Here is a 21,970-nt window from a genome sequence, read left to right on the forward strand (position 1 = left end):
TAAGGCGGCAAAATATGCCTGATTTTCTTTCTTTTGTCAATGCTGTTAGATAAAAAAATTTTGTGGCTTTTCGATTAAGTATTTAACGTAAATGTTTACTATTTAAGCGTTAATGAAAGTAACCTAATCTTATTTTTTATGTTAGAATAATGTAAAATTTATTTTATTTATATTTCATAAGAGGATGTCTCATGTCTATTATTAGAATGCAAGATCTTGATCTAAAAGGAAAACGTCTATTTATTCGTTCAGATCTTAATGTGCCAGTTAAAAATGGTAAAGTAACCTCTGATGCACGTATTAAAGCATCATTGCCAACAATTGAAGAGGCAATTAAAAAAGGTGCTAAAGTAATGGTAACCTCGCATATTGGGCGTCCAACCGAGGGAGAATATAATCCAGAATTTTCACTGCAACCTGTTGTTGATTATTTAAAAGAACATGTTTCATTTCCTGTCCGCCTAGTTAAAGATTATCTTAACGGTGTTGACGTTAAAGAAGGTGAACTTGTTGTGCTTGAAAACGTACGTTTTAATGTCGGCGAAGGTAAAGATGATGAAGCTTTATCAAAAAAATATGCCGCACTTTGCGATATCTATGTTATGGATGCTTTTGGTACAGCACATCGCGCTCAAGCGTCTACTCATGGTGTTGGTAAATTTGCGCCAGTTGCTTGTGCAGGTCCATTATTAGCTGCTGAATTAGATGCTTTAGGTAAAGCGCTTGATAACCCAGCTCGTCCAATGGTTGCGATTGTTGCGGGTTCTAAAGTATCAACTAAGTTAACAGTACTTGATTCTTTATCAAAGATCGCTGACCAAATTATCGTTGGTGGTGGTATCGCAAATACTTTCATTGCTGCTGAAGGTTATAATGTTGGTAAATCACTTTACGAAGCAGATTTAATTCCTGAGGCAAAAAAATTAATGGCAAATTGCCATATTCCTGTTCCAACTGATGTGCGTGTGGCTACTGAATTTAGCGAAACGGCTACAGCCACTGAAAAATCAGTAAAAGATGTTAAAGAAAATGAACAAATTCTTGATTTAGGTGATAAATCAGCAGAAGCATTAGCTGATATCATCAAAAAAGCCAAAACTATTTTATGGAATGGCCCTGTTGGTGTGTTTGAATTCCCGAATTTCCGTCGAGGCACTGAAATTGTAGCGAAAGCTATTGCTGATAGTGCAGGTTTTTCAATCGCAGGTGGTGGTGATACATTAGCTGCAATTGATTTATTCGGAATTGAAGATAAAATCTCTTATATCTCAACTGGTGGTGGAGCTTTCCTTGAATTTGTGGAAGGTAAAAAATTACCGGCTGTTGCAATGCTAGAAGCGAGAGCTAAAGCGTAATTAAGACATTTAATAAAAAAGGATGAGCCAATCACTCATCCTTTACTTTTTATATAAATAAATTTATAGGTAATAAAATGGCTACAAAGATTTCTGATGTTGTTAAACCTGGTGTGGTAACTGGTGATGATGTGCAAAAAGTATTTCAAATTGCACGAGAAAATAATTTTGCATTACCAGCTGTAAACTGTGTTGACACTAATACAATCAATGCGGTTATTGAAACAGCAGCTAAAGTTGGTTCGCCTGTTATTGTGCAATTTTCTAATGGCGGTGCACAATTTATTGCGGGTAAAGGTTTAAAACTTGAAGGTCAAGAATGTGCAGTGTTAGGTGCTGTATCTGGTGCTAAACATGTGCATTTAATGGCTGAAAAATATGGTGTACCAGTGATTGTTCATACCGATCACTGTGCAAAAAAATTACTGCCTTGGGTTGATGGGTTACTTGATGCTGGCGAAACGCATTTTGCTAAAACTGGCAAACCACTATTTTCTTCTCACATGATCGATCTATCAGAAGAAACTTTAAAAGACAATATTGATATTTGTTGCCAATACCTTGCTCGTATGTCAGCAATGAAAATGACATTAGAGTTAGAGCTTGGTTGTACTGGTGGTGAAGAAGATGGTGTTGATAATAGCCATATGGATAGTTCAGCACTTTATACTCAACCTGAAGATGTCGCTTATGCTTATGAACGTCTAAGTGCAATTAGTCCACGTTTTACTATCGCAGCATCATTTGGTAATGTTCATGGTGTGTATAAACCAGGAAATGTTAAGTTAACACCAAAAATTCTCGATAATTCACAAAAATATGTTTCTGAAAAATTTAGCTTACCTGAAAAATCATTGAATTTTGTATTCCATGGTGGTTCAGGCTCTACTCCTGAAGAAATTGCTGAAGCAGTTAGTTACGGTGTTGTTAAAATGAATATCGATACTGATACGCAATGGGCAAACTGGGCTGGTATTTTAGATTATTACAAAGCCAACGAAGCATATTTACAAGGTCAATTAGGCAACCCAGAAGGACCTGATGCTCCAAATAAAAAATATTACGATCCACGTGTATGGTTACGTAAAGGACAAGAATCATTAGTTGCACGTTTAGAACTTGCATTTAAAGAGCTTAATGCAATTAATGTACTTTAATTCTTGAATAACATTGTTATTAAATAAAAGCAGGCGGTAAATATTGCCTGCTTTTATGTGTAATAAATAAATCTTGCATTTATTAATCGATTGTAGGATAATTCTGCCCTCATTTAACTTAGGGGAGCTGTCTATTTATTAATAGAGGCGTTTGCACCCGAGAAAAGGAAACTAAAAATGGCAAAAAAAGTACAAGCTTACATCAAGTTGCAAGTTGCAGCTGGTGCAGCAAATCCTAGTCCACCAGTTGGTCCAGCACTTGGTCAACACGGTGTTAATATTATGGAATTCTGTAAAGCATTTAATGCAAAAACAGAAAGCATGGAAAAAGGTCTACCTATTCCTGTTGTTATTACAGTCTATTCTGATCGTTCATTTACTTTTGTTACTAAAACTCCACCTGCGGCAGTATTATTAAAGAAAGCTGCTAAAATCAAGTCTGGTTCTGGCGAACCTAACAAGAAAAAAGTAGGTAAAGTAACGAGTGCGCAAATTCGCGAAATCGCTGAATTAAAAGCTGCAGATATGAATGGTGCTACCATTGAAACGATGATGCGTTCTATTGAAGGGACTGCACGTTCAATGGGCTTGGAAGTGGAGGGTTAATTCATGGCTAAACTATCTAAAAAAGCTAAACTTATCCGCGAAAAAGTGAATGCGACTAAACAATATGATATCAACGAAGCAATTGCTTTATTAAAAGAACTTGCCACTGCTAAATTTACAGAAAGCGTTGATGTTGCAGTTAATTTAGGTATTGATTCACGTAAATCAGACCAAAATGTGCGTGGTGCAATTGTACTTCCACACGGAACCGGTCGTAGTATTCGTGTTGCAGTCTTTACTCAAGGTGCAAACGCTGATGCCGCTAAAGAAGCTGGCGCTGAATTAGTGGGTATGGACGATTTAGCGGATCAAATCAAAAAAGGCGAAATGAATTTTGACGTGGTTATCGCATCACCAGATGCTATGCGTGTTGTTGGTCAATTAGGTCAAATTTTAGGGCCTCGTGGTTTAATGCCAAACCCTAAAGTGGGTACTGTAACACCTAACGTTGCTGAAGCAGTCAAAAACGCTAAAGCTGGTCAAATTCGTTACCGTAATGATAAAAATGGTATTATCCATACCACTATCGGTAAAGCTGATTTTGATGCAGATAAACTTAAAGAGAATTTAGAAGCATTACTTGTTGCGTTAAAACGAGCAAAACCTGCATCTGCTAAAGGTGTATTTGTGAAGAAAGTTAGCCTATCTACTACAATGGGCGCAGGTGTTGCTATCGATCAAGCGACATTAAATGCAACAGTTTAATTATTTCGATAATTAAACAAAAAAATCGGTTGGTGTCTGGCCTTAACCAGACCCCGTCCAAGACCGTAGGTGTAATTGATATTTAATTACTTAATCTTCCTACGTAGACGGTGACAGAACCTGATAAGATATAATAGAGGGATTCTGCTCATCGTGGTTGTGCTAGCTACATGTGTAGTTAGTTAAAATAAGTCTAGGCTTTGCCTAGTATATAATCCAGGAGCAATACCAATGGCACTAAATCTTCAAAATAAACAAGAAATTGTTGCTGAAGTTAATGAAATCGCCAAAGGTGCGCTATCTGCAGTTGTTGCTGATTCTCGTGGCGTAACTGTAGAAAAGATGACTGCATTACGTAAATCTGCTCGTGAAGCGGGTGTTTATATGCGTGTTGTTCGTAACACCTTATTACGCCGCGTTGTTGAGGGAACTCAATACGAGTGCTTAAAAGATGCGTTTGTTGGTCCAACTCTTATTGCATTTTCAAATGAGCACCCAGGTGCTGCTGCGCGTATTTTTAAAGCGTTTGCAAAAGAAAATGAAAAATTTGAGATTAAAGCCGCAGCCTTTGAAGGTGAGTTGATTACTGCAGCGAACATTGATCGCTTAGCAACATTACCTACTTATGAAGAAGCATTAGCTCGCTTGATGTCAACCATGAAAGAAGCCGCAGCTGGCAAATTGGTTCGTACTCTTGCAGCAGTTCGCGATCAAAAACAAGCTGCTTAATTGGCAGTGTGATTGTGAATATTATTAATTAAAAAATTGTAAATTTGGGAAACTATATTATGTCTATCACTAAAGAACAAATTTTAGATGCAGTTGCTGAAATGTCTGTAATGGATGTTGTTGAACTTGTATCAATGATGGAAGAAAAATTTGGCGTTTCTGCAGCGGCAGCTGTAGCAGTTGCAGCAGCTGGTCCAGCTGAAGCAGCAGAAGAAAAAACTGAATTTGATGTAATCTTAAAAGATGTTGGCGCTAACAAAGTCGCTGTTATCAAAGCGGTTCGTGGTGCAACAGGTTTAGGCTTAAAAGAAGCGAAAGATCTTGTTGAATCAGCTCCAGCAACAGTTAAAGAAGGCGTTAGCAAAGCTGATGCAGATGAACTTAAAAAGGCACTTGAAGAATCTGGTGCAGTTGTCGAACTTAAATAAGTTTATCAATTGTAAGCTAAGTGGCTGGGGGTTTTTACCTCCAGCCTTTTTGCGCTGTAAAAAGTCAAAGAATTTTATTTGAAGACTATCAATAAAAAGTAATAAAGAAATAGTATATTTATTAAGCCTAATCAATTGATATTTATAGATATTTTCGATGAGGTGTCAGGCGTTCTTATTTGATAGATAGTAATACCCCTGATGAATATTTAATCATGCTAAAATAGCAGATAAGCAAGTTGAGGAACTAATGGTTTACTCTTATACCGAGAAAAAACGAATTCGTAAGAATTTTGGTAAACGTCCACAAGTCTTGGATATACCGTATCTTCTTTCTATTCAACTTGATTCGTTCCAGAAATTTATTGAGCAAGATCCAGAAGGTCAGTACGGCTTAGAAGCCGCTTTTCGTTCAATATTTCCGATAAAAAGTTATAGTGGTAACGCTGAGTTACAATACGTGAGCTTTAAAATGGGCGAACCTGTGTTTGATGTTAAAGAATGTCAAATTAGAGGGATCACTTACTCAGCACCGTTGCGCGTTAAATTACGTTTAGTTATTTATGATAAAGATGCGCCAGAAGGAACAGTTAAAGATATTAAAGAGCAAGACGTCTATATGGGCGAAATTCCTTTAATGACGGATAATGGTACATTTGTGATTAACGGCACTGAACGTGTTATCGTTTCACAATTACATCGTAGTCCGGGTGTGTTCTTTGATAGTGATAAAGGTAAAACGCACTCTTCTGGTAAAGTTTTATATAATGCGCGGATTATTCCTTATCGTGGCTCTTGGCTTGATTTCGAATTTGATCCAAAAGACAATCTTTTTGCTCGTATTGACCGTCGTCGTAAACTTCCAGCGACAATTATTTTACGAGCGCTTGGTTATGAAACAGAAGAAATTTTAGATATTTTCTTTGAAAAAACTATTTTTGAAGTTGGCAAATCAAAATTAAAAATGGATCTGGTTCCTGAGCGTTTACGTGGTGAAACGGCTCTGTTTGATATTGAATCAAAAGGTAAAGTTTATGCTGAAAAAGGCCGTCGTATAACCGCACGCCACATTCGTGAACTAGAAAAAGATAAAGTAACTAAGATTGATGTACCAGTTGAATATATCGTTAATAAAGTATTAGCAAAAAATTATGTTAATGAAGAGACTGGTGAAGTTATTGCTTTTGCTAACACGCCAATTTCGTTAGAGCTATTGCTTGAATTAACCAATGCTGGCCATAAAAAAATTGAAACATTATTTACCAATGATTTAGATCATGGTGCATTCATTTCTGAAACATTAAATGTTGATTCAACTCGTGACCGTTTAGGTGCATTAGTTGAAATTTATCGTATGATGCGCCCTGGTGAGCCACCAACAAAAGAAGCAGCTGAAGCACTATTTGATAATCTATTCTTCTCTGACGAACGTTATGACTTATCAGCAGTAGGTCGTATGAAGTTTAATCGTTCTTTAGGGCGTGAAGATATCGAAGGCGAAAGCGTGTTAACCAAAGGCGATATCGTTGATGTCATGAAGAAACTTATCGCTATCCGTAATGGTCATGGCGAAGTGGATGATATCGACCATTTAGGTAATCGTCGTATTCGTAGTGTTGGTGAAATGGCAGAAAACCAATTCCGTATTGGTTTAGTTCGTGTTGAGCGAGCTGTAAAAGAGCGTCTATCTTTAGGCGATCTTGATTCATTAATGCCACAAGATATGATTAATGCTAAACCAATTTCAGCGGCAATTCGCGAATTCTTTGGTTCGAGTCAGTTATCGCAGTTCATGGATCAAAACAATCCATTATCTGAAATTACGCATAAACGTCGTATTTCTGCCTTAGGTCCGGGTGGTTTAACGCGTGAACGTGCAGGCTTTGAGGTGCGTGACGTACATCCAACTCATTATGGTCGCGTATGTCCGATTGAAACACCTGAAGGTCCAAACATTGGTTTGATTAACTCATTGGCGGTGTATGCTCGTACTAATGAGTATGGATTCTTAGAAACCCCATATCGCCGAGTCATTGATGGCGTTGTAACTGATGAGATTAACTATTTATCAGCAATCGATGAAAGTGAATTTGTTATTGCACAGGCAAACTCAAATTTAGATGATGATGGTCGTTTTAAAGAAGATTTAGTGACTTGTCGTTTAAATGGTGAATCTGGTTTATATAGCCCGGAACAAGTTCATTATATGGACGTATCAACACAACAAATCGTTTCTGTTGGTGCTTCATTAATCCCATTCCTTGAGCACGATGATGCGAACCGTGCCTTGATGGGTGCAAACATGCAACGTCAAGCAGTACCGACATTAAAAGCGGAAAAACCATTTGTTGGTACAGGTATGGAACGTGCAGTTGCGGTTGACTCAGGTGTAACTGCTGTTGCTCGTCGAGGTGGTACTGTTCAATATGTTGATGCATCACGTATCGTAATCAATGTCAATGCTGACGAAATGTATGCTGGTGAAACAGGGATTGATATTTATAACTTAACCAAATACACCCGTTCTAACCAAAATACTTGTATTAACCAAATTCCATGTGTGGAGTTAGGTGAAAAAGTTGAGCGTGGCGATGTGCTTGCAGATGGTCCATCAACGGATTTAGGCGAGTTAGCACTTGGTCAAAATATGCGCGTGGCATTTATGCCATGGAATGGTTATAACTTTGAGGATTCGATTTTAGTCTCTGAAAAAGTGGTACAAGATGACCGTTTCACCTCGATTCATATTCAAGAGTTATCTTGTGTATCTCGTGATACTAAATTAGGTGCTGAAGAGATTACTGCTGATATTCCAAATGTGGGTGAAGCAGCACTTTCTAAACTCGATGAGTCTGGTATTGTTTATATCGGCGCTGAAGTAAAAGGTGGTGATATTCTGGTTGGTAAAGTGACGCCTAAAGGTGAAACACAATTAACACCAGAAGAGAAATTACTACGTGCTATTTTCGGTGAAAAAGCATCTGATGTTAAAGATACTTCATTACGTGTACCAAATGGTGTTTCTGGTACAGTTATTGATGTTCAAGTCTTTACGCGTGATGGTGTACAAAAAGATAAACGTGCACTTGAAATCGAAGAGATGCAGCTTAAACAAGCACGAAAAGATTTGACTGAAGAACTTAAGATCTTAGAAGCAGCATTGTTTGCACGTATTCGTGATGTGTTAATTTCTGGTGGTATCAAAGCAGATAAATTAGATGCTCTGCCACGTGAAAAATGGTTAACTATTGGGATTGCTAATGAAGATAAGCAAGCACAATTAGAGCAACTTGCCGAGCAGCACGAAGAAATTAAAGTTGAGTTTAACAAAAAACTTGAAGCTAAACGCATGAAGATTACTCAAGGTGATGATTTACAACCTGGAGTGCTCAAAATTGTTAAAGTTTATTTAGCGGTTAAACGTCAAATTCAGCCTGGTGATAAGATGGCGGGTCGCCATGGTAACAAAGGGGTTATCTCAAAAATCAACCCAATTGAAGATATGCCATATGATGATAAAGGACGTCCAGTTGATATCGTGTTAAACCCACTAGGGGTTCCATCACGTATGAATATTGGACAGATTCTCGAAACCCACTTAGGTATGGCGGCTAAAGGTATTGGTCAAAAAATTGATACAATGCTTAAAGAACAGCAAGAACTTGCTAAATTACGTGAGTTTATCCAAAAAGCATACGATCTTGGTTTAGGTGCTGCACAAAAAGTTAATGTTGCAGAATTTACCGATCAAGAAGTGATGACATTGGCACAAAATTTACGTAATGGTATGCCACTTGCTACACCAGTATTTGATGGTGCAAAAGAGCAAGAAATCAAGTCATTACTAGAATTGGGTGATTTACCGACTTCAGGTCAAATTACATTATATGATGGCCGTACGGGTGAACAGTTTGAACGTCCGGTAACGGTAGGTTATATGTACATGCTTAAATTAAATCACTTAGTTGATGATAAGATGCATGCACGTTCTACAGGTTCATATAGTCTGGTTACTCAACAGCCATTGGGTGGTAAAGCTCAATTTGGTGGTCAGCGTTTCGGTGAGATGGAAGTATGGGCACTTGAAGCTTATGGTGCTGCTTACACACTACAAGAAATGCTAACGGTCAAATCAGATGACGTAAACGGCCGTACTAAGATGTATAAAAATATTGTAGATGGTGATCATCGTATGGAACCTGCGATTCCAGAATCATTTAATGTATTGTTAAAAGAGATTCGTTCGCTAGGTATTAATATCGAGTTAGATGAAGAGTAATCTTCACTAACTAAAAATGATTTCTATTTATAGGGATAACTTATCAGCAATGATAAGTTATCTAATTGGTTTAACTCCATAGGAGCCAATTGTGAAAGACTTACTAAAGTTTCTAAAAGCACAAACAAAAACAGAAGACTTTGATGCTATCAAGATAGGCCTTGCTTCTCCTGATATGATTCGTTCATGGTCTTTTGGTGAAGTTAAAAAACCTGAAACAATTAACTATCGTACGTTCAAACCTGAACGTGATGGATTATTTTGTGCGCGTATTTTTGGACCCGTTAAAGATTATGAATGTTTATGTGGAAAATATAAACGTTTAAAACATCGTGGTGTAATTTGTGAAAAATGTGGCGTTGAAGTCACACAAGCTAAAGTGCGTCGTGAACGTATGGGGCATATTGAGCTTGCATCACCAACTGCACATATCTGGTTCTTAAAATCATTACCATCACGTATTGGTCTATTATTAGATATGCCACTTCGTGACATTGAACGTGTGCTTTATTTTGAATCATTTATGGTTCTTGACGGCGGAATGACAAACTTAGAACGTGGTCAAATCTTAACAGAAGAACAATATTTAGATGCGTTAGAAGAGTTTGGCGATGAATTTGATGCTCGTATGGGCGCGGAAGCTATTCAAGAATTATTACGTAATATTGATGTGCAAGCGGAATGTGAAGCACTACGTGACGAACTTTCAACGACAAACTCTGAAACAAAACGGAAAAAAATCACTAAACGGATTAAGATTATCGAAGCATTCATTCAATCAGAAAATAAACCTGAATGGATGATCTTAAACGTATTACCTGTGTTGCCACCTGATTTACGTCCATTAGTACCACTTGATGGCGGACGTTTTGCAACATCAGATTTAAATGATCTTTATCGTCGAGTGATCAACCGTAATAACCGTTTAAAACGTTTATTAGACTTAGCTGCGCCAGATATTATTGTACGTAATGAAAAACGTATGTTACAAGAATCTGTCGACGCATTATTAGATAATGGTCGCCGTGGTCGTGCTATTACTGGTTCAAACAAACGTCCATTAAAATCACTTGCCGATATGATTAAAGGTAAGCAAGGTCGTTTCCGTCAAAACTTATTAGGTAAACGTGTCGATTACTCGGGTCGTTCTGTAATTACTGTAGGTCCATATTTACGATTACATCAATGTGGTTTACCGAAGAAAATGGCACTTGAACTATTCAAACCATTTATTTACGGTAAATTAGAGCGTCGTGGTTATGCAACTACCATTAAAGCAGCCAAGAAAATGGTTGAGCGTGAAGATGCAATTGTTTGGGATATCTTAGATGAAGTTATTCGTGAACATCCAGTATTACTAAACCGTGCGCCGACACTACATAGATTAGGTATTCAGGCATTTGAACCTATTCTAATTGAAGGTAAAGCGATTCAATTACACCCATTAGTTTGTGCGGCATTCAATGCTGACTTCGATGGTGACCAAATGGCGGTGCACGTTCCATTGACGTTAGAAGCGCAATTAGAAGCGCGTGCGTTGATGATGTCAACCAATAATATCCTTTCACCTGCGAGCGGTGAGCCTATTATTGTTCCTTCTCAGGACGTGGTATTAGGTCTTTACTACATGACGCGTGACAAAATCAATGCGAAAGGTGAAGGCATGGTTTTAACTGGTCCTAAAGAAGCAGAAAAACTGTATCGTTTAGGTTTAGTTGAGTTACATGCGAAAGTTAAAGTACGTATAACAGAAAGCCAACGTAACAGTGTTGGTGAGTGGGAAGAAACAACCTCTGTGGTAGATACTACAGTTGGTCGTGCTATCTTATGGTTAATTATGCCGAAAGGTATGAGCTTCTCTGTGATTAACCAACCACTAGGTAAAAAAGCGATTTCTCGTATCTTGAATATCTGTTATCGTCAATTAGGTATGAAAGAAACCGTCATTTTGGCTGACCAAATAATGTACACTGGATTTGCTTATGCTGCTCGTTCAGGTGTATCAGTTGGTATTGATGATATGGAAATTCCAGCGAAAAAATCGCAAATCATCAATGAAGCTGAAATTGAAGTTGCTGAAATTCAAGAACAGTTCCAATCAGGTTTAGTTACCGCTGGTGAACGTTATAATAAAGTTATCGATATTTGGGCAGCAGCCAATGAACGTGTTGCAAAAGCGATGATGGATAACTTATCAACTGAAAAAGTGACTAACCGTGAAGGCAAAGAAGAAGTACAATCTTCTTTTAACAGCATCTATATGATGGCCGACTCAGGTGCTCGTGGTTCTGCCGCTCAGATTCGTCAGTTAGCAGGTATGCGTGGTTTGATGGCAAAACCGGATGGTTCTATCATCGAAACCCCAATTACGGCAAACTTCCGTGAAGGGTTGAACGTTCTTCAGTACTTTATCTCGACCCATGGTGCGCGTAAAGGTCTTGCCGATACCGCATTAAAAACAGCGAACTCAGGTTACTTAACTCGCCGTTTAGTTGATGTGGCGCAAGATCTCGTTGTTATTGAAGATGACTGTGGCACGTTAGAAGGTGTAGTAATGACACCCGTTATCGAAGGTGGAGATGTTAAAGAGCCACTTCGTGAACGTGTATTAGGTCGTGTAACAGCAGAAGATGTATTAAAACCAGGTAGTGCAGATATTTTAATTCCTCGTAATACACTACTTGATGAAAGTTATTGTGATTTACTCGAAGCTGAATCAGTTGATAGTGTGAAAGTCCGTTCTGTGGTTTCGTGTGATACTGATTTTGGGGTTTGTGCGAAGTGTTATGGTCGTGACCTTGCCCGTGGTCACTTGGTGAATAAAGGTGAAGCAATCGGTGTTATTGCAGCACAATCAATCGGTGAGCCAGGTACACAGTTAACCATGCGTACGTTCCATATTGGTGGTGCGGCATCGCGAGCGGCAGCAGAATCGAGTGTTCAAGTGAAAAACAAAGGTAGCATTAAATTAACCAATGCTAAATTTGTAACTAACCCAGATAAGAAACTGGTTATTACATCTCGTAATGCTGAGTTAACCATTATTGATGAATTGGGTCGAATGAAAGAAACTTACAAAGTTCCTTATGGTTCGATTTTAACCAAAGGTAATGGCGCAACAGTTGATGCTGGTGAAACAATCGCTAACTGGGATCCACATACCATGCCAGTTATCTCTGAAGCGAAAGGCTTTGTCAAATTTGTAGATATGGTTGATGGTCAAACTATTACTCGTCAAACCGACGAATTGACAGGTTTATCATCAATTGCAATTTTAGATGTGGCTGAACGTACTGGGGTAGGTAAAGATTTACGTCCGGCAATTAAGATTGTGGATGCAAAAGGTAATGATATTTATGTTGCTGGCACTGAAATGCTCGCGCAATACTTCTTACCTGGTAAAGCATTAGTCCAATTAGAAGATGGTGCTGAAATCAATGTGGGTGATACCCTTGCACGTATTCCACAGGCATCGGTTGGTACCAAAGATATTACCGGTGGTTTACCACGCGTTGCTGACTTATTTGAAGCACGTAAACCGAAAGAGCCAGCAATTCTTGCTGAAATCGATGGTATTATCTCGTTTGGTAAAGAGACCAAAGGTAAACGTCGCTTAATTATCACTCCACTTGATGGTAGTGATCCATATGAAGAGATGATTCCAAAATGGCGTCAACTTAACGTATTTGAAGGTGAACAAGTTGGACGTGGTGATGTGATTTCTGACGGTCCAGAATCTGCACATGACATTTTACGTTTACGTGGTGTTAATGCAGTGACACGTTACATCGTTAACGAAGTTCAAGAAGTTTATCGCTTACAAGGTGTAAAAATCAATGATAAACACATTGAAGTCATTGTTCGTCAGATGTTACGTAAAGCGACAGTTATTCATCCGGGTGGTTCTCGTCTACTTGACGGTGAACAACTTGAAGTATCACGCTTGAAAATTATTAATCGTGAACTTGAAGCACAAGGTAAAGAACCAATTGTTTACTTGCATGATCTGCTTGGTATTACTAAAGCATCACTTACTACTGAATCATTTATTTCTGCGGCATCGTTCCAAGAAACGACTCGCGTATTAACTGAAGCAGCAGTTGCGGGTAAAAACGACGAATTACGTGGCTTGAAAGAAAACGTTATTGTTGGTCGATTAATTCCGGCTGGTACGGGTTATGCTTACCATAAAGAGCGTTTACGTAAACGTGCAATGCCATCAACTGATGACATTCAAACAACTGTTTCTGCTGAAGAAGCAACAGCAAACTTAGCTGAATTACTTAACTCTGCAGCGGAAGAAAACAACAATCAATAATTGGTTGATTTAATTTTTAAAATAGCACGTGTAAACGTGCTATTTTTTTATCGGACATAAGTAAATTAAAAGGAGATATTTATGTATATAGTCATGAATCGTTTTAAAATTAAACGTGGTAGCGAAGATACTTTTATTGATATATGGCGAAATCGTGATAGCCATTTGAAAGAGATGAAAGGATTTAATCGTTTTTATTTCTTACAAGGAAAAACTGAAGAAAGCTATACACTATTTTCATCTTTTGCAGAGTGGGAAACTAAAGCGGATTTTGACGCTTGGGTAAACTCTGAACATTTCAAACATACTCATCGAAATACCAATAATCGGTCAAATAATCATGATATCTATTTTGCGCCAGCAGAGCTTGAATGCTTTGAAGTGATTTTATAGCCAATAATCTGATTATAATTATCGGTAAAAATTAAAAGATTGTTATACTTATAATAAATGGCTTTGTGAGCAACCATTAATAAAGCAATGAAGTGTTTTGCATAAATTCCTTCGATTATACTTCGCAAGTTTGCTAAAACTCGATATAATATTTAACAGTTAATTTAAACTATGTGGTATGCAACTGAAATATAGTGAATGATAACAATCAGTTAGCGACATAAATTTTTGTCTTTATCTCTAATAATCTCATCTTTATCGATTAAGTTGTCTATTGTTGTTTTTACGCCATTTGCTTTTGTGCATTATGGTTATTTAAAGCAGTAACTGGATGTCAGAATAAGTTATTTTTCATCGTTGCTTAATTACTTAGTATTCACATTTAACCAAAGTTAAGTACTTTATAAGAGGTTTATAATGAAATCAAAATCTTTGTTAGTTATTCTTGTACTCATTATTATTGGTGGATTTATCTTTTTTAAAGATTATAACAGTATTCAAACTCAAGATGAGGCGGTTGCAGCTTCTTGGTCAGAAGTTATTAACCAATATAAAAGACGTGCTGATTTAGTGCCTAATTTGGTTAATACAGTAAAAGGTTATGCAACTCATGAAAAAGAAGTATTAACACAAGTCACTGATGCACGAGCTAAAGTTGGATTGATTCAAATTAATGCTGATCAGTTAACGGATCCTGCTTTATTTTCGAAATTCCAACAAGCACAATCCGATTTAAGTTCAGCATTAAGCAGGCTTATTGCTGTAAGTGAGAATTATCCCGATCTTAAAGCTAATACACTTTACCAAGATTTGATGAGCCAACTTGAAGGTACAGAAAATCGTATTACAGTAGCAAGAGGACGCTACATTGAAACGGTTAAAAATTTTAACAGTTATATCCGTACGCTACCAACTAAATGGGTTGCAGATATTTTAGGTCAACAACCTAAGCAACAATTTACGGTTGATAATGAAAAACAGATCTCTGATGCACCTGCTGTCAATTTTGGACAGTAAATATAAATGAAAAGGTTATTTGTATTCAGCGTGCTATTGATGATCAGTTGGCTGAGTTATGGGTTAACTGAGATCCCCGTATTTAGCCAACGTGTTATTGATATCACGCATACCCTGACATCGTCACAAATCGATAAGCTAGAATCAAGTTTAATTGCGTTTGAAAAACCACGTACTGATGGTGCACAAATTGCGATATTGATGATAGCGAAGCTTGATAATGAAACGATTGAGCAATATGCCGATAGGGTTTTTATTGACTGGAAAATTGGTAAAAAAGGTCGTGATAATGGCATATTGTTACTGATCGTTAAAGATGATAAACGTATGCGTATCGAAGTCGGCTATGGTCTTGAAGGCACCATTACCGACTTGATTGCTAGCCACATTATTCGTGACCAACTTGCACCTCAGTTTAAACAACATAACTATTATCAAGGCATATACGACGCTTTAACCGTATTAAGTCAAAAAATCGATAATTCAGACACTACAACCGATGATGACTCACAACAGAATCTGAATTCATTGCTAGCAAGTGACTTTGGCGCAACTGTTTTTAATTATGGATTAGTCTCATTTTTTATCTGTTTTGTCATTGCTAACTTTATCTTATCTAACTCAAGCAAAATCAGTGCAAAACGAAGTTTAAGCACAGGATTACTCAATGGACTCTCTGTTGGCGGATTTACATTATGGCATGGCTTTCCACTATATATTGCATTACCACTATTATTTTTAGCTTTTGTAGCAAGTACCATTTTAAGTGGTATTTTAATGGCTAAAGGAAGTGGAGGGGGCATTAACCGACGCGGTGGTGGCGGAGGTTTTGGTGGTAATAGTGGTGGTTTTGGTGGTTCTGGCGGATTCGGTGGTGGAGGCGGCGGACGCAGTGGCGGCGGTGGTGCTTCTGGTAGTTGGTAAAGATTTTAAGGGCGCTATACATAAAGGTATAGTATTTTTTAAATTTCTTAAAAGAGATTTTTTGTATGGTAGGATTTCGGACGTTTGCACCGAAATGAAAAAATCACAAAATTACTCACGTCCGAGATCCTAAAGAACAAAAATCAAAAAACGTTGTCAAGAATTTTAAGGAAATAAGTACGTTTCAGTATAGCATCCTACCCTGAATTTAAGCAAAACCACAAAAATTCCAAAACTTTTGCGTATAAAATCCCAAAAATAAAAAATCTTCACTTCTCTCTCTATGTATCATTTTTATGATCAAACTCACAAATTTAACAATCTGTTTATTCTGGCTTAATTTAATTTTTCCCTCTATAAACGCAGATGACGCCATTTATTGCGATAAATGATAATTAATTTCCTGTTGTTGACGGAAAAAGTCTCTATCCACGTTAATTGTGGTTTCATTTACGCTTAATCCATGCTTAAAAAAGAAGAGAATTATGTGTGTTATGTCATCAATAAAGTTTCGCATGATCGAGGATAATCTTGAACCAGAATTAGTTACATCACAAATTATTAAAATTATAAATGGCTGGTTGATTGAACAGCAAATTACGCAAAATGATGTGCAAAAGGCTATGTTACTTTCGCACGTTAAAGCTATGGTGCAACGGGCAAAAACACTTGAAAAATTACCAGAAATTGATCCAAGCTTATTTGATGAACTTTCACAGGAATCTTTAGCGCTAGCTCGCAGAACAGTAGAATTATTTGATAATTTGCCAATGGAAGAAGCCTATTTATTGGCTGTGCATTATGAGGTAGCTAAGGCAAATTGAAAAGATTACTAGACAATTAAAAAACAATAATTAATAGGAGAAATAGTATGACTGAAGTAGTCATTGTTATTGGCGATAGGATGGGAAAAGGGCAAAAGATTGCCGAAGGAATTAACTCTGTAGAAGGTTGTAGGGCAATTGTTATTCCTGGTATGGCAGCTGATATGAAGTTAGGTGATGTCATGAATGAGAAGCATGCTGATTTGGGCTTATCGTTTTGCGGTAGCGGCGGCGCAGGTGCGATTACTGCACAAAATAAATATGGCTATTCACAACGCCATGGTATGCGATCAATAGAGGAAGGTGAGACCGCAATTAATGATGGTTGTAAAGTTCTTGGTTTTGGTTTTATGGATACACAAGAACTTGGCAAGCGTATTGCACAAGCATTTTTGAAAAAAAATCCACGTCCATAAGTGTGAAGATAAAAATGAAAAAAACACAACAGTTGTCTGTCAGGGTAAATGGTAAAGGTGAATCTAAACAACGGGCATTTGCAATAGCATTAAGCCAGGTTCAAAAAGAGGTATTTAACCATATCGGCGATATTGTATTACGTATTGAACCACAAGATATTCAAGTTGTATCAGCAAAACAAATGATAACAACTGAGCGCTTTTTGTTTGTTTTTCTGCCAAGGAAAAGAACCCTTTACGACATCACTCTTGATGTCTCTGTTAATGTAAGTTTCGTTAATCTTGCGGATATTGAATTTAAATCTGAATAACATAACGTATAAGGGAAATGATGGAAATTCTAATTATTGCATTAAAGTCTATTATTATTGGTGGACTTTGTGGTTTTGGCGTTGGTGCCGGGGCTGCTCGAATGTTTCATGCGCCAACCTATCAAGGTATGGGGGCTTTTCGAACACTTGGCGAACTTAATTCTTGTGAAGGTGATCCTGCGGCGCATTTCTCATTTGGTCTTGGTTTCTTTTTTAATGCATGGGCATCATCAGTGGCTGCGGGCTCTTTTACCCAAGATGTCGATCACCGAATTATTCCCAACTGGGGAGCATCGTTACTGATGATAAAAAATCGTAATCTTGCCGAAACGCTACATGATCCTAAAAAAATGGCATTAGCTTGTGCATTTGTCGGCGTCATTGTGGTGTTATTTTTAAATACCACCACTTCTGTTATTCCTGATTCCCTAAAAATTACCGCGACGAAAGTATTAGTCCCTGCGGCAAATCTGCTTGTGGCAACCGTAATGCCTGTTATCTTTTGGTTGGCAGCGTTAGATGCTGGTCGTCGTAGTGGTTTTTGGGGGACATTGTTTGGCGGACTTGCTCAATTGATTATGGGTAATGCTGTACCGGGCTTAGTTTTAGGCATCCTAATTGGTAAAGGCGTAGATGACAGTGGCTGGAATCGTGTTATGAAGATTATGTTAGTTGCGATCATTGTTCTATTTGTGATGAGTGGATATTTTCGCGGTTTTGATATGAAGATGATAAATTCATTTCGAGATGGTCTGTCTTATTGGTTTAAATAATATAGGGAATAACACATTATGAATACTCAAACAACCATTAATAAAAGTTTTTGGTATGCCAATTGGTCATTCCCGATTATTTGTGGACTTTTATCAGCAGGTATTTTTGCTGGAACGCATACTTTTTATGTATATGGTATAGGTGCATTTAATGAGATTGCGTTTGTTGCAATGCTCAAATCAGGAATGACAACCGGTGATTATGGTGCAGTTGCAGCATTTGGCGCTAGTTTTTTGTTTGCCCGCGTTATTGAAGGTTCATTAGTTGGCATATTGGATATTGGTGGCGCTTTACAAACAGGTATTGGATTAGGTGTACCAGCATTATTGTTAGCGGGTGGTTATACCTTTCCTGTTGAAAACTTTTTAGCTGCATTAGCGACAGGATTAGTGTTAGGTGCAATGATTGGCGCCATTATTATTCTTATCCGAAAGTTTACTGTTAATAGTGGCAGTGGATCGACTTTTGGTGCTGATGTGATGATGGGTGCCGGTAATGCTTCTGGACGATTCTTAGGACCAATGATTATTTTATCAGCTATGGTAGCTTCAATTCCTATTGGTATTGGCTCTTTACTTGGTGCATTACTTTTTTATGTATGGAAAAAGCCAATTACAGGTGGTGCAATTTTAGGTGCGATGATTTTTGGTGGAATATTTCCAATTGTCTAATGTTAACTCTCCGCTGTAGTTGGTTAAATTACAGCGGATTTGGAACAACTTATGTATGATTTAATTATAAGAAACGCCATATTAATTGATGACTCGATAACCGACATTGCTATTTATCAAGGAAAAATTGTCAAAATAGACAGTGCCATTTCAGATCCAACTATTCGCATTTTAGACCTAAAACAGAAATATTATGTCAGTGCCGGATGGATCGACTCTCATACTCATTGCTTTGCGCGTTCACCCATCTATCATGATGAGCCTGATTTAATTGGGGTTAAAGCGGGCGTAACTTCTGTTGTGGATGCAGGTAGTGTTGGTGCACTTGATGTTGATGAATTCTATCAATTAGCTCAGCAAGTGCAGACTCATGTTTATTCATTTTTGAATATTTCAAAAATTGGCTTAATTAGACAAAATGAACTTGCCGATATGCAAGATGTTGATGTCGCGTTATTTGACAAAACTTTAGCTAAATATCCTCATTTTATTATTGGAATAAAAGTTAGGATGAGCCGTAGTGTGGTGGGTGAAAATGGTATTTTACCATTAATCAAAGCGAAAGAGATGCAGAAAAAGACCGGTTTACCACTGATGATTCATGTAGGGAATAATCCGCCAGAACTAGATGAAATTGCCGATTTATTAACTAAAGGCGATATTATTACTCACTGTTTTAATGGTAAGCCAAATCAAATATTTGATAAACAAAACAATTTGCGCGATTCAATCAAACGCGCTATTGAACGTGGCGTAATTTTAGATATTGGCCATGGTGGAGAAAGCTTTAGCTTTGCTGTTGCTGAGCGTGCTAAGTGCTTAGATATTTATCCTAATACAATTAGTTCCGACATTTATTCTAAAAATCGTTTACAAGGTCCCGTATTTAGTTTAGCAAATGTGATGACCAAGTTTATTTGTCTTGGTTATAGCCGAAAAAAAATTATTGATAGTGTTACTCAAAATGCGGCACAAGTTTTGCGTCTTAAAAATAAGGGCAAGTTAACAGTTGGTTATGATGCTGATTTGACTGTTTTTGATATTAAACAACAAGCTATTGAGTTAGCTGATTCAGAAGGTGAAGTCAGACGATGTCATGAACAATTCGTGCCTTTAGCATCGATTGTTGCTGATTCGACAAAACATTCGTTATACATAGAAATAACAGAAGAAGGTAGTAAAAATGCGCTCACAATCTCAAACTGAAAAAGACGTTTATAGTCAATATCATTTAAAAAAGGTCATTAATGCGTCAGGGCGTATGACTATTTTAGGCGTTTCAACACCAAGACCTGAAGTGGTGGATGCGGTATCGCATGGTTTAAGCGAATATTTTGAAATCAAAGATTTAGTTGATAAAACTGGGCAATATATTGCCAAATTACTCAATGTCGAAAGTGCAGTCGTGGTTTCATGTGCGTCAGCAGGTATAGCACAAGCTGTTGCAGGGTTAATTATTAAGGATGATCGCGATCTATTATTTAATCTACATTCGTCTGATAAATATGTACCTCGTGAAATTATTGTTCCTAAAGGACATAACGTCAATTTTGGTGCACCAATTGGGACAATGGTGTCTTTAGGTGGCGGGATTGTCGTTGAGGCAGGTTACGCTAACGAATGTAAACCCGAACATATCGAATCATTAATTAATGCTGATACAGCAGCCATTTTATATGTTAAGTCACACCATTGCGTGCAAAAAAGTATGTTAACAGTTGCACAAGCAGCTACCATTGCCAAAAAACATAATATACCACTGATTGTTGATGCTGCCGCAGAAGAGGATTTATATATCTATTATCAGCAAGGAGCTGATTTAGTTATTTATAGTGGTGCAAAAGCAATTGAAGGACCGACAAGTGGTTTAGTGATTGGTCGTCATCAAGCAATTGAATGGTTAAAACTTCAATCTCAAGGCATTGGACGCCCAATGAAGGTGGGAAAAGAAGGTATTTTAGGTTTAACTAAAGCCATTGAACTTTATGTAAACGATCCTAAGCAAGAAACTGGTCAGCAAATGGTGAGTAAAATGACCCCATTTATTGATAATCTTAATTCTTTACCTGGCGTATTAGCCAACGTGGTTTGGGATAGTGCAGGGCGAGATATTGCTCGTACAGAAATCGCATTTGATAGCACTGTAATAGGTAAAAGTGCTATCGAAATAGTTGAATTAATGAAGCAAGGTGAAATTGCTGTTTATTTTCGCGAATATAAAGCTAACGAAGGTAAAGTTGATGTTGATGTACGTAGTGTAACTTCTGCTCAACTTGACATTATTTATAATAAAATTAAACGTATTATACTAGGAGTAAAATAATGCAGTTGACACCTAATTATTATAATGATCGTGTCTGTTTAAATGTTCTGGCTAACTCAATTGATAATGCTAAAGCCGTTTATGAAGCAGCACAAACTCATGTTGTAGTCGGTATTTTATCGAAAAACTATTGTGATAATCAATCAGCAATAACCGATATGAAAAAATATGCGCAAGCAATTGATAATGCTATTTCAATAGGGTTGGGCGCTGGCGATCCGAATCAGTCAGATATGGTATCTGAAATATCAGCAGTACTTCAACCACAACATGTCAATCAAGTCTTTACTGGTGTGGGAGCTAGCCGTGCATTGTTAGGTCAAAAAGAGACTGTGATTAATGGCTTAGTATCACCAACGGGTAGAATTGGATTGGTCAATATTGCTACTGGTCCGTTAAGTAGTAAAACTACCAAGAGCGAGGTACCGATTGAAACAGCAATTGCATTACTCAAAGATATGGGCGGAAGTTCAATCAAATTTTTTCCAATGGGTGGGTTAAAACATCGAGCCGAATTTGAATATGTGGCAAAGTGTTGTGCTGAACAAGATTTTTATCTCGAACCCACAGGGGGAATCGATTTAGACAACTATGAAGTCATTTTGAAGATAGCTTTAGATGCTGGTGTGAAAAGGATTATTCCACATATTTATAGTTCTATTATTAATCAAGCGACAGGAGAAACGCGCACTGCTGATGTTGAAAAACTTTTGGCAATTACACAAAAATTGGTAGGATGA

Annotated in this window: 19 protein-coding genes; all 19 read left to right on the forward strand. The window is 37.5% G+C overall.

The window, feature by feature from the left end:
- Nucleotides 1-191: 191 nt before the first annotated feature.
- Nucleotides 192-1,355 (forward strand): phosphoglycerate kinase, encoded by a 1,164-nt coding sequence (gene pgk, locus J3U63_RS10760; protein WP_065634120.1) that lies wholly within the window; start codon nucleotides 192-194, stop codon nucleotides 1,353-1,355.
- Between the two features lie 77 nt (nucleotides 1,356-1,432).
- Nucleotides 1,433-2,512 carry a class II fructose-bisphosphate aldolase gene (gene fbaA / locus J3U63_RS10765; protein WP_065634121.1) on the forward strand — a complete coding sequence of 360 codons (1,080 nt, stop codon included), beginning with the start codon at nucleotides 1,433-1,435 and terminating at the stop codon, nucleotides 2,510-2,512.
- A 177-nt stretch (nucleotides 2,513-2,689) separates the two neighbouring features.
- Entirely contained in the window at nucleotides 2,690-3,118 is a 429-nt protein-coding gene (gene rplK, locus J3U63_RS10770) for a 50S ribosomal protein L11 (protein WP_034884321.1), read from the forward strand.
- Nucleotides 3,119-3,121: 3 nt separating this feature from the next.
- Nucleotides 3,122-3,823, forward strand: coding sequence for a 50S ribosomal protein L1 (gene rplA / locus J3U63_RS10775; protein ID WP_065634122.1), 702 nt, complete (start codon nucleotides 3,122-3,124; stop codon nucleotides 3,821-3,823).
- 231 nt (nucleotides 3,824-4,054) lie between these two features.
- On the forward strand, nucleotides 4,055-4,552 hold the full coding sequence (rplJ, locus tag J3U63_RS10780) for a 50S ribosomal protein L10 (RefSeq protein WP_065634123.1): 498 nt from the start codon (nucleotides 4,055-4,057) through the stop codon (nucleotides 4,550-4,552).
- A gap of 59 nt (nucleotides 4,553-4,611) precedes the next feature.
- Complete coding sequence (gene rplL, locus J3U63_RS10785) at nucleotides 4,612-4,980, forward strand: 50S ribosomal protein L7/L12 (RefSeq protein WP_034884317.1); 369 nt, start codon at nucleotides 4,612-4,614, stop codon at nucleotides 4,978-4,980.
- A 250-nt stretch (nucleotides 4,981-5,230) separates the two neighbouring features.
- On the forward strand, nucleotides 5,231-9,259 hold the full coding sequence (rpoB, locus tag J3U63_RS10790) for a DNA-directed RNA polymerase subunit beta (RefSeq protein WP_267334166.1): 4,029 nt from the start codon (nucleotides 5,231-5,233) through the stop codon (nucleotides 9,257-9,259).
- A gap of 91 nt (nucleotides 9,260-9,350) precedes the next feature.
- Entirely contained in the window at nucleotides 9,351-13,577 is a 4,227-nt protein-coding gene (gene rpoC, locus J3U63_RS10795) for a DNA-directed RNA polymerase subunit beta' (RefSeq protein WP_267334167.1), read from the forward strand.
- Nucleotides 13,578-13,658: 81 nt separating this feature from the next.
- Nucleotides 13,659-13,970, forward strand: coding sequence for an antibiotic biosynthesis monooxygenase family protein (locus J3U63_RS10800; RefSeq protein ID WP_267371474.1), 312 nt, complete (start codon nucleotides 13,659-13,661; stop codon nucleotides 13,968-13,970).
- A gap of 417 nt (nucleotides 13,971-14,387) precedes the next feature.
- On the forward strand, nucleotides 14,388-14,987 hold the full coding sequence (locus J3U63_RS10805; protein ID WP_267371476.1) for a LemA family protein: 600 nt from the start codon (nucleotides 14,388-14,390) through the stop codon (nucleotides 14,985-14,987).
- A 39-nt stretch (nucleotides 14,988-15,026) separates the two neighbouring features.
- On the forward strand, nucleotides 15,027-15,911 hold the full coding sequence (locus tag J3U63_RS10810; protein ID WP_267371478.1) for a TPM domain-containing protein: 885 nt from the start codon (nucleotides 15,027-15,029) through the stop codon (nucleotides 15,909-15,911).
- Between the two features lie 494 nt (nucleotides 15,912-16,405).
- Nucleotides 16,406-16,735 carry a hypothetical protein gene (locus J3U63_RS10815; RefSeq protein WP_267334171.1) on the forward strand — a complete coding sequence of 110 codons (330 nt, stop codon included), beginning with the start codon at nucleotides 16,406-16,408 and terminating at the stop codon, nucleotides 16,733-16,735.
- A gap of 47 nt (nucleotides 16,736-16,782) precedes the next feature.
- The gene (locus J3U63_RS10820) at nucleotides 16,783-17,151 is read left to right on the forward strand and encodes an SFCGS family glycine-rich protein (RefSeq protein WP_267334172.1); all 369 of its coding nucleotides are present in this window, start codon (nucleotides 16,783-16,785) and stop codon (nucleotides 17,149-17,151) included.
- Between the two features lie 14 nt (nucleotides 17,152-17,165).
- Complete coding sequence (locus tag J3U63_RS10825) at nucleotides 17,166-17,462, forward strand: DUF4312 family protein (RefSeq protein ID WP_267334173.1); 297 nt, start codon at nucleotides 17,166-17,168, stop codon at nucleotides 17,460-17,462.
- Nucleotides 17,463-17,482: 20 nt separating this feature from the next.
- Nucleotides 17,483-18,235 carry a DUF4311 domain-containing protein gene (locus tag J3U63_RS10830; protein ID WP_267344553.1) on the forward strand — a complete coding sequence of 251 codons (753 nt, stop codon included), beginning with the start codon at nucleotides 17,483-17,485 and terminating at the stop codon, nucleotides 18,233-18,235.
- A gap of 18 nt (nucleotides 18,236-18,253) precedes the next feature.
- Nucleotides 18,254-18,907: a DUF4310 family protein gene (locus tag J3U63_RS10835; protein ID WP_267371480.1), complete on the forward strand. Its 654-nt coding sequence runs from the start codon at nucleotides 18,254-18,256 to the stop codon at nucleotides 18,905-18,907.
- 51 nt (nucleotides 18,908-18,958) lie between these two features.
- Nucleotides 18,959-20,113 carry an amidohydrolase/deacetylase family metallohydrolase gene (locus tag J3U63_RS10840; RefSeq protein ID WP_267334176.1) on the forward strand — a complete coding sequence of 385 codons (1,155 nt, stop codon included), beginning with the start codon at nucleotides 18,959-18,961 and terminating at the stop codon, nucleotides 20,111-20,113.
- Entirely contained in the window at nucleotides 20,091-21,230 is a 1,140-nt protein-coding gene (locus J3U63_RS10845) for a DgaE family pyridoxal phosphate-dependent ammonia lyase (protein WP_267334177.1), read from the forward strand. The genes J3U63_RS10840 and J3U63_RS10845 overlap by 23 nt, the downstream gene beginning before the upstream one ends.
- A complete protein-coding gene (gene dagF, locus J3U63_RS10850; protein WP_267371483.1) occupies nucleotides 21,230-21,970 on the forward strand; it encodes a 2-dehydro-3-deoxy-phosphogluconate aldolase in 741 nt (246 codons plus the stop codon). The genes J3U63_RS10845 and dagF overlap by 1 nt, the downstream gene beginning before the upstream one ends.

Source organism: Gilliamella sp. B2838, from assembly GCF_026536185.1.
In the GTDB taxonomy this organism is placed as follows: Bacteria; Pseudomonadota; Gammaproteobacteria; order Enterobacterales; family Orbaceae; genus Gilliamella.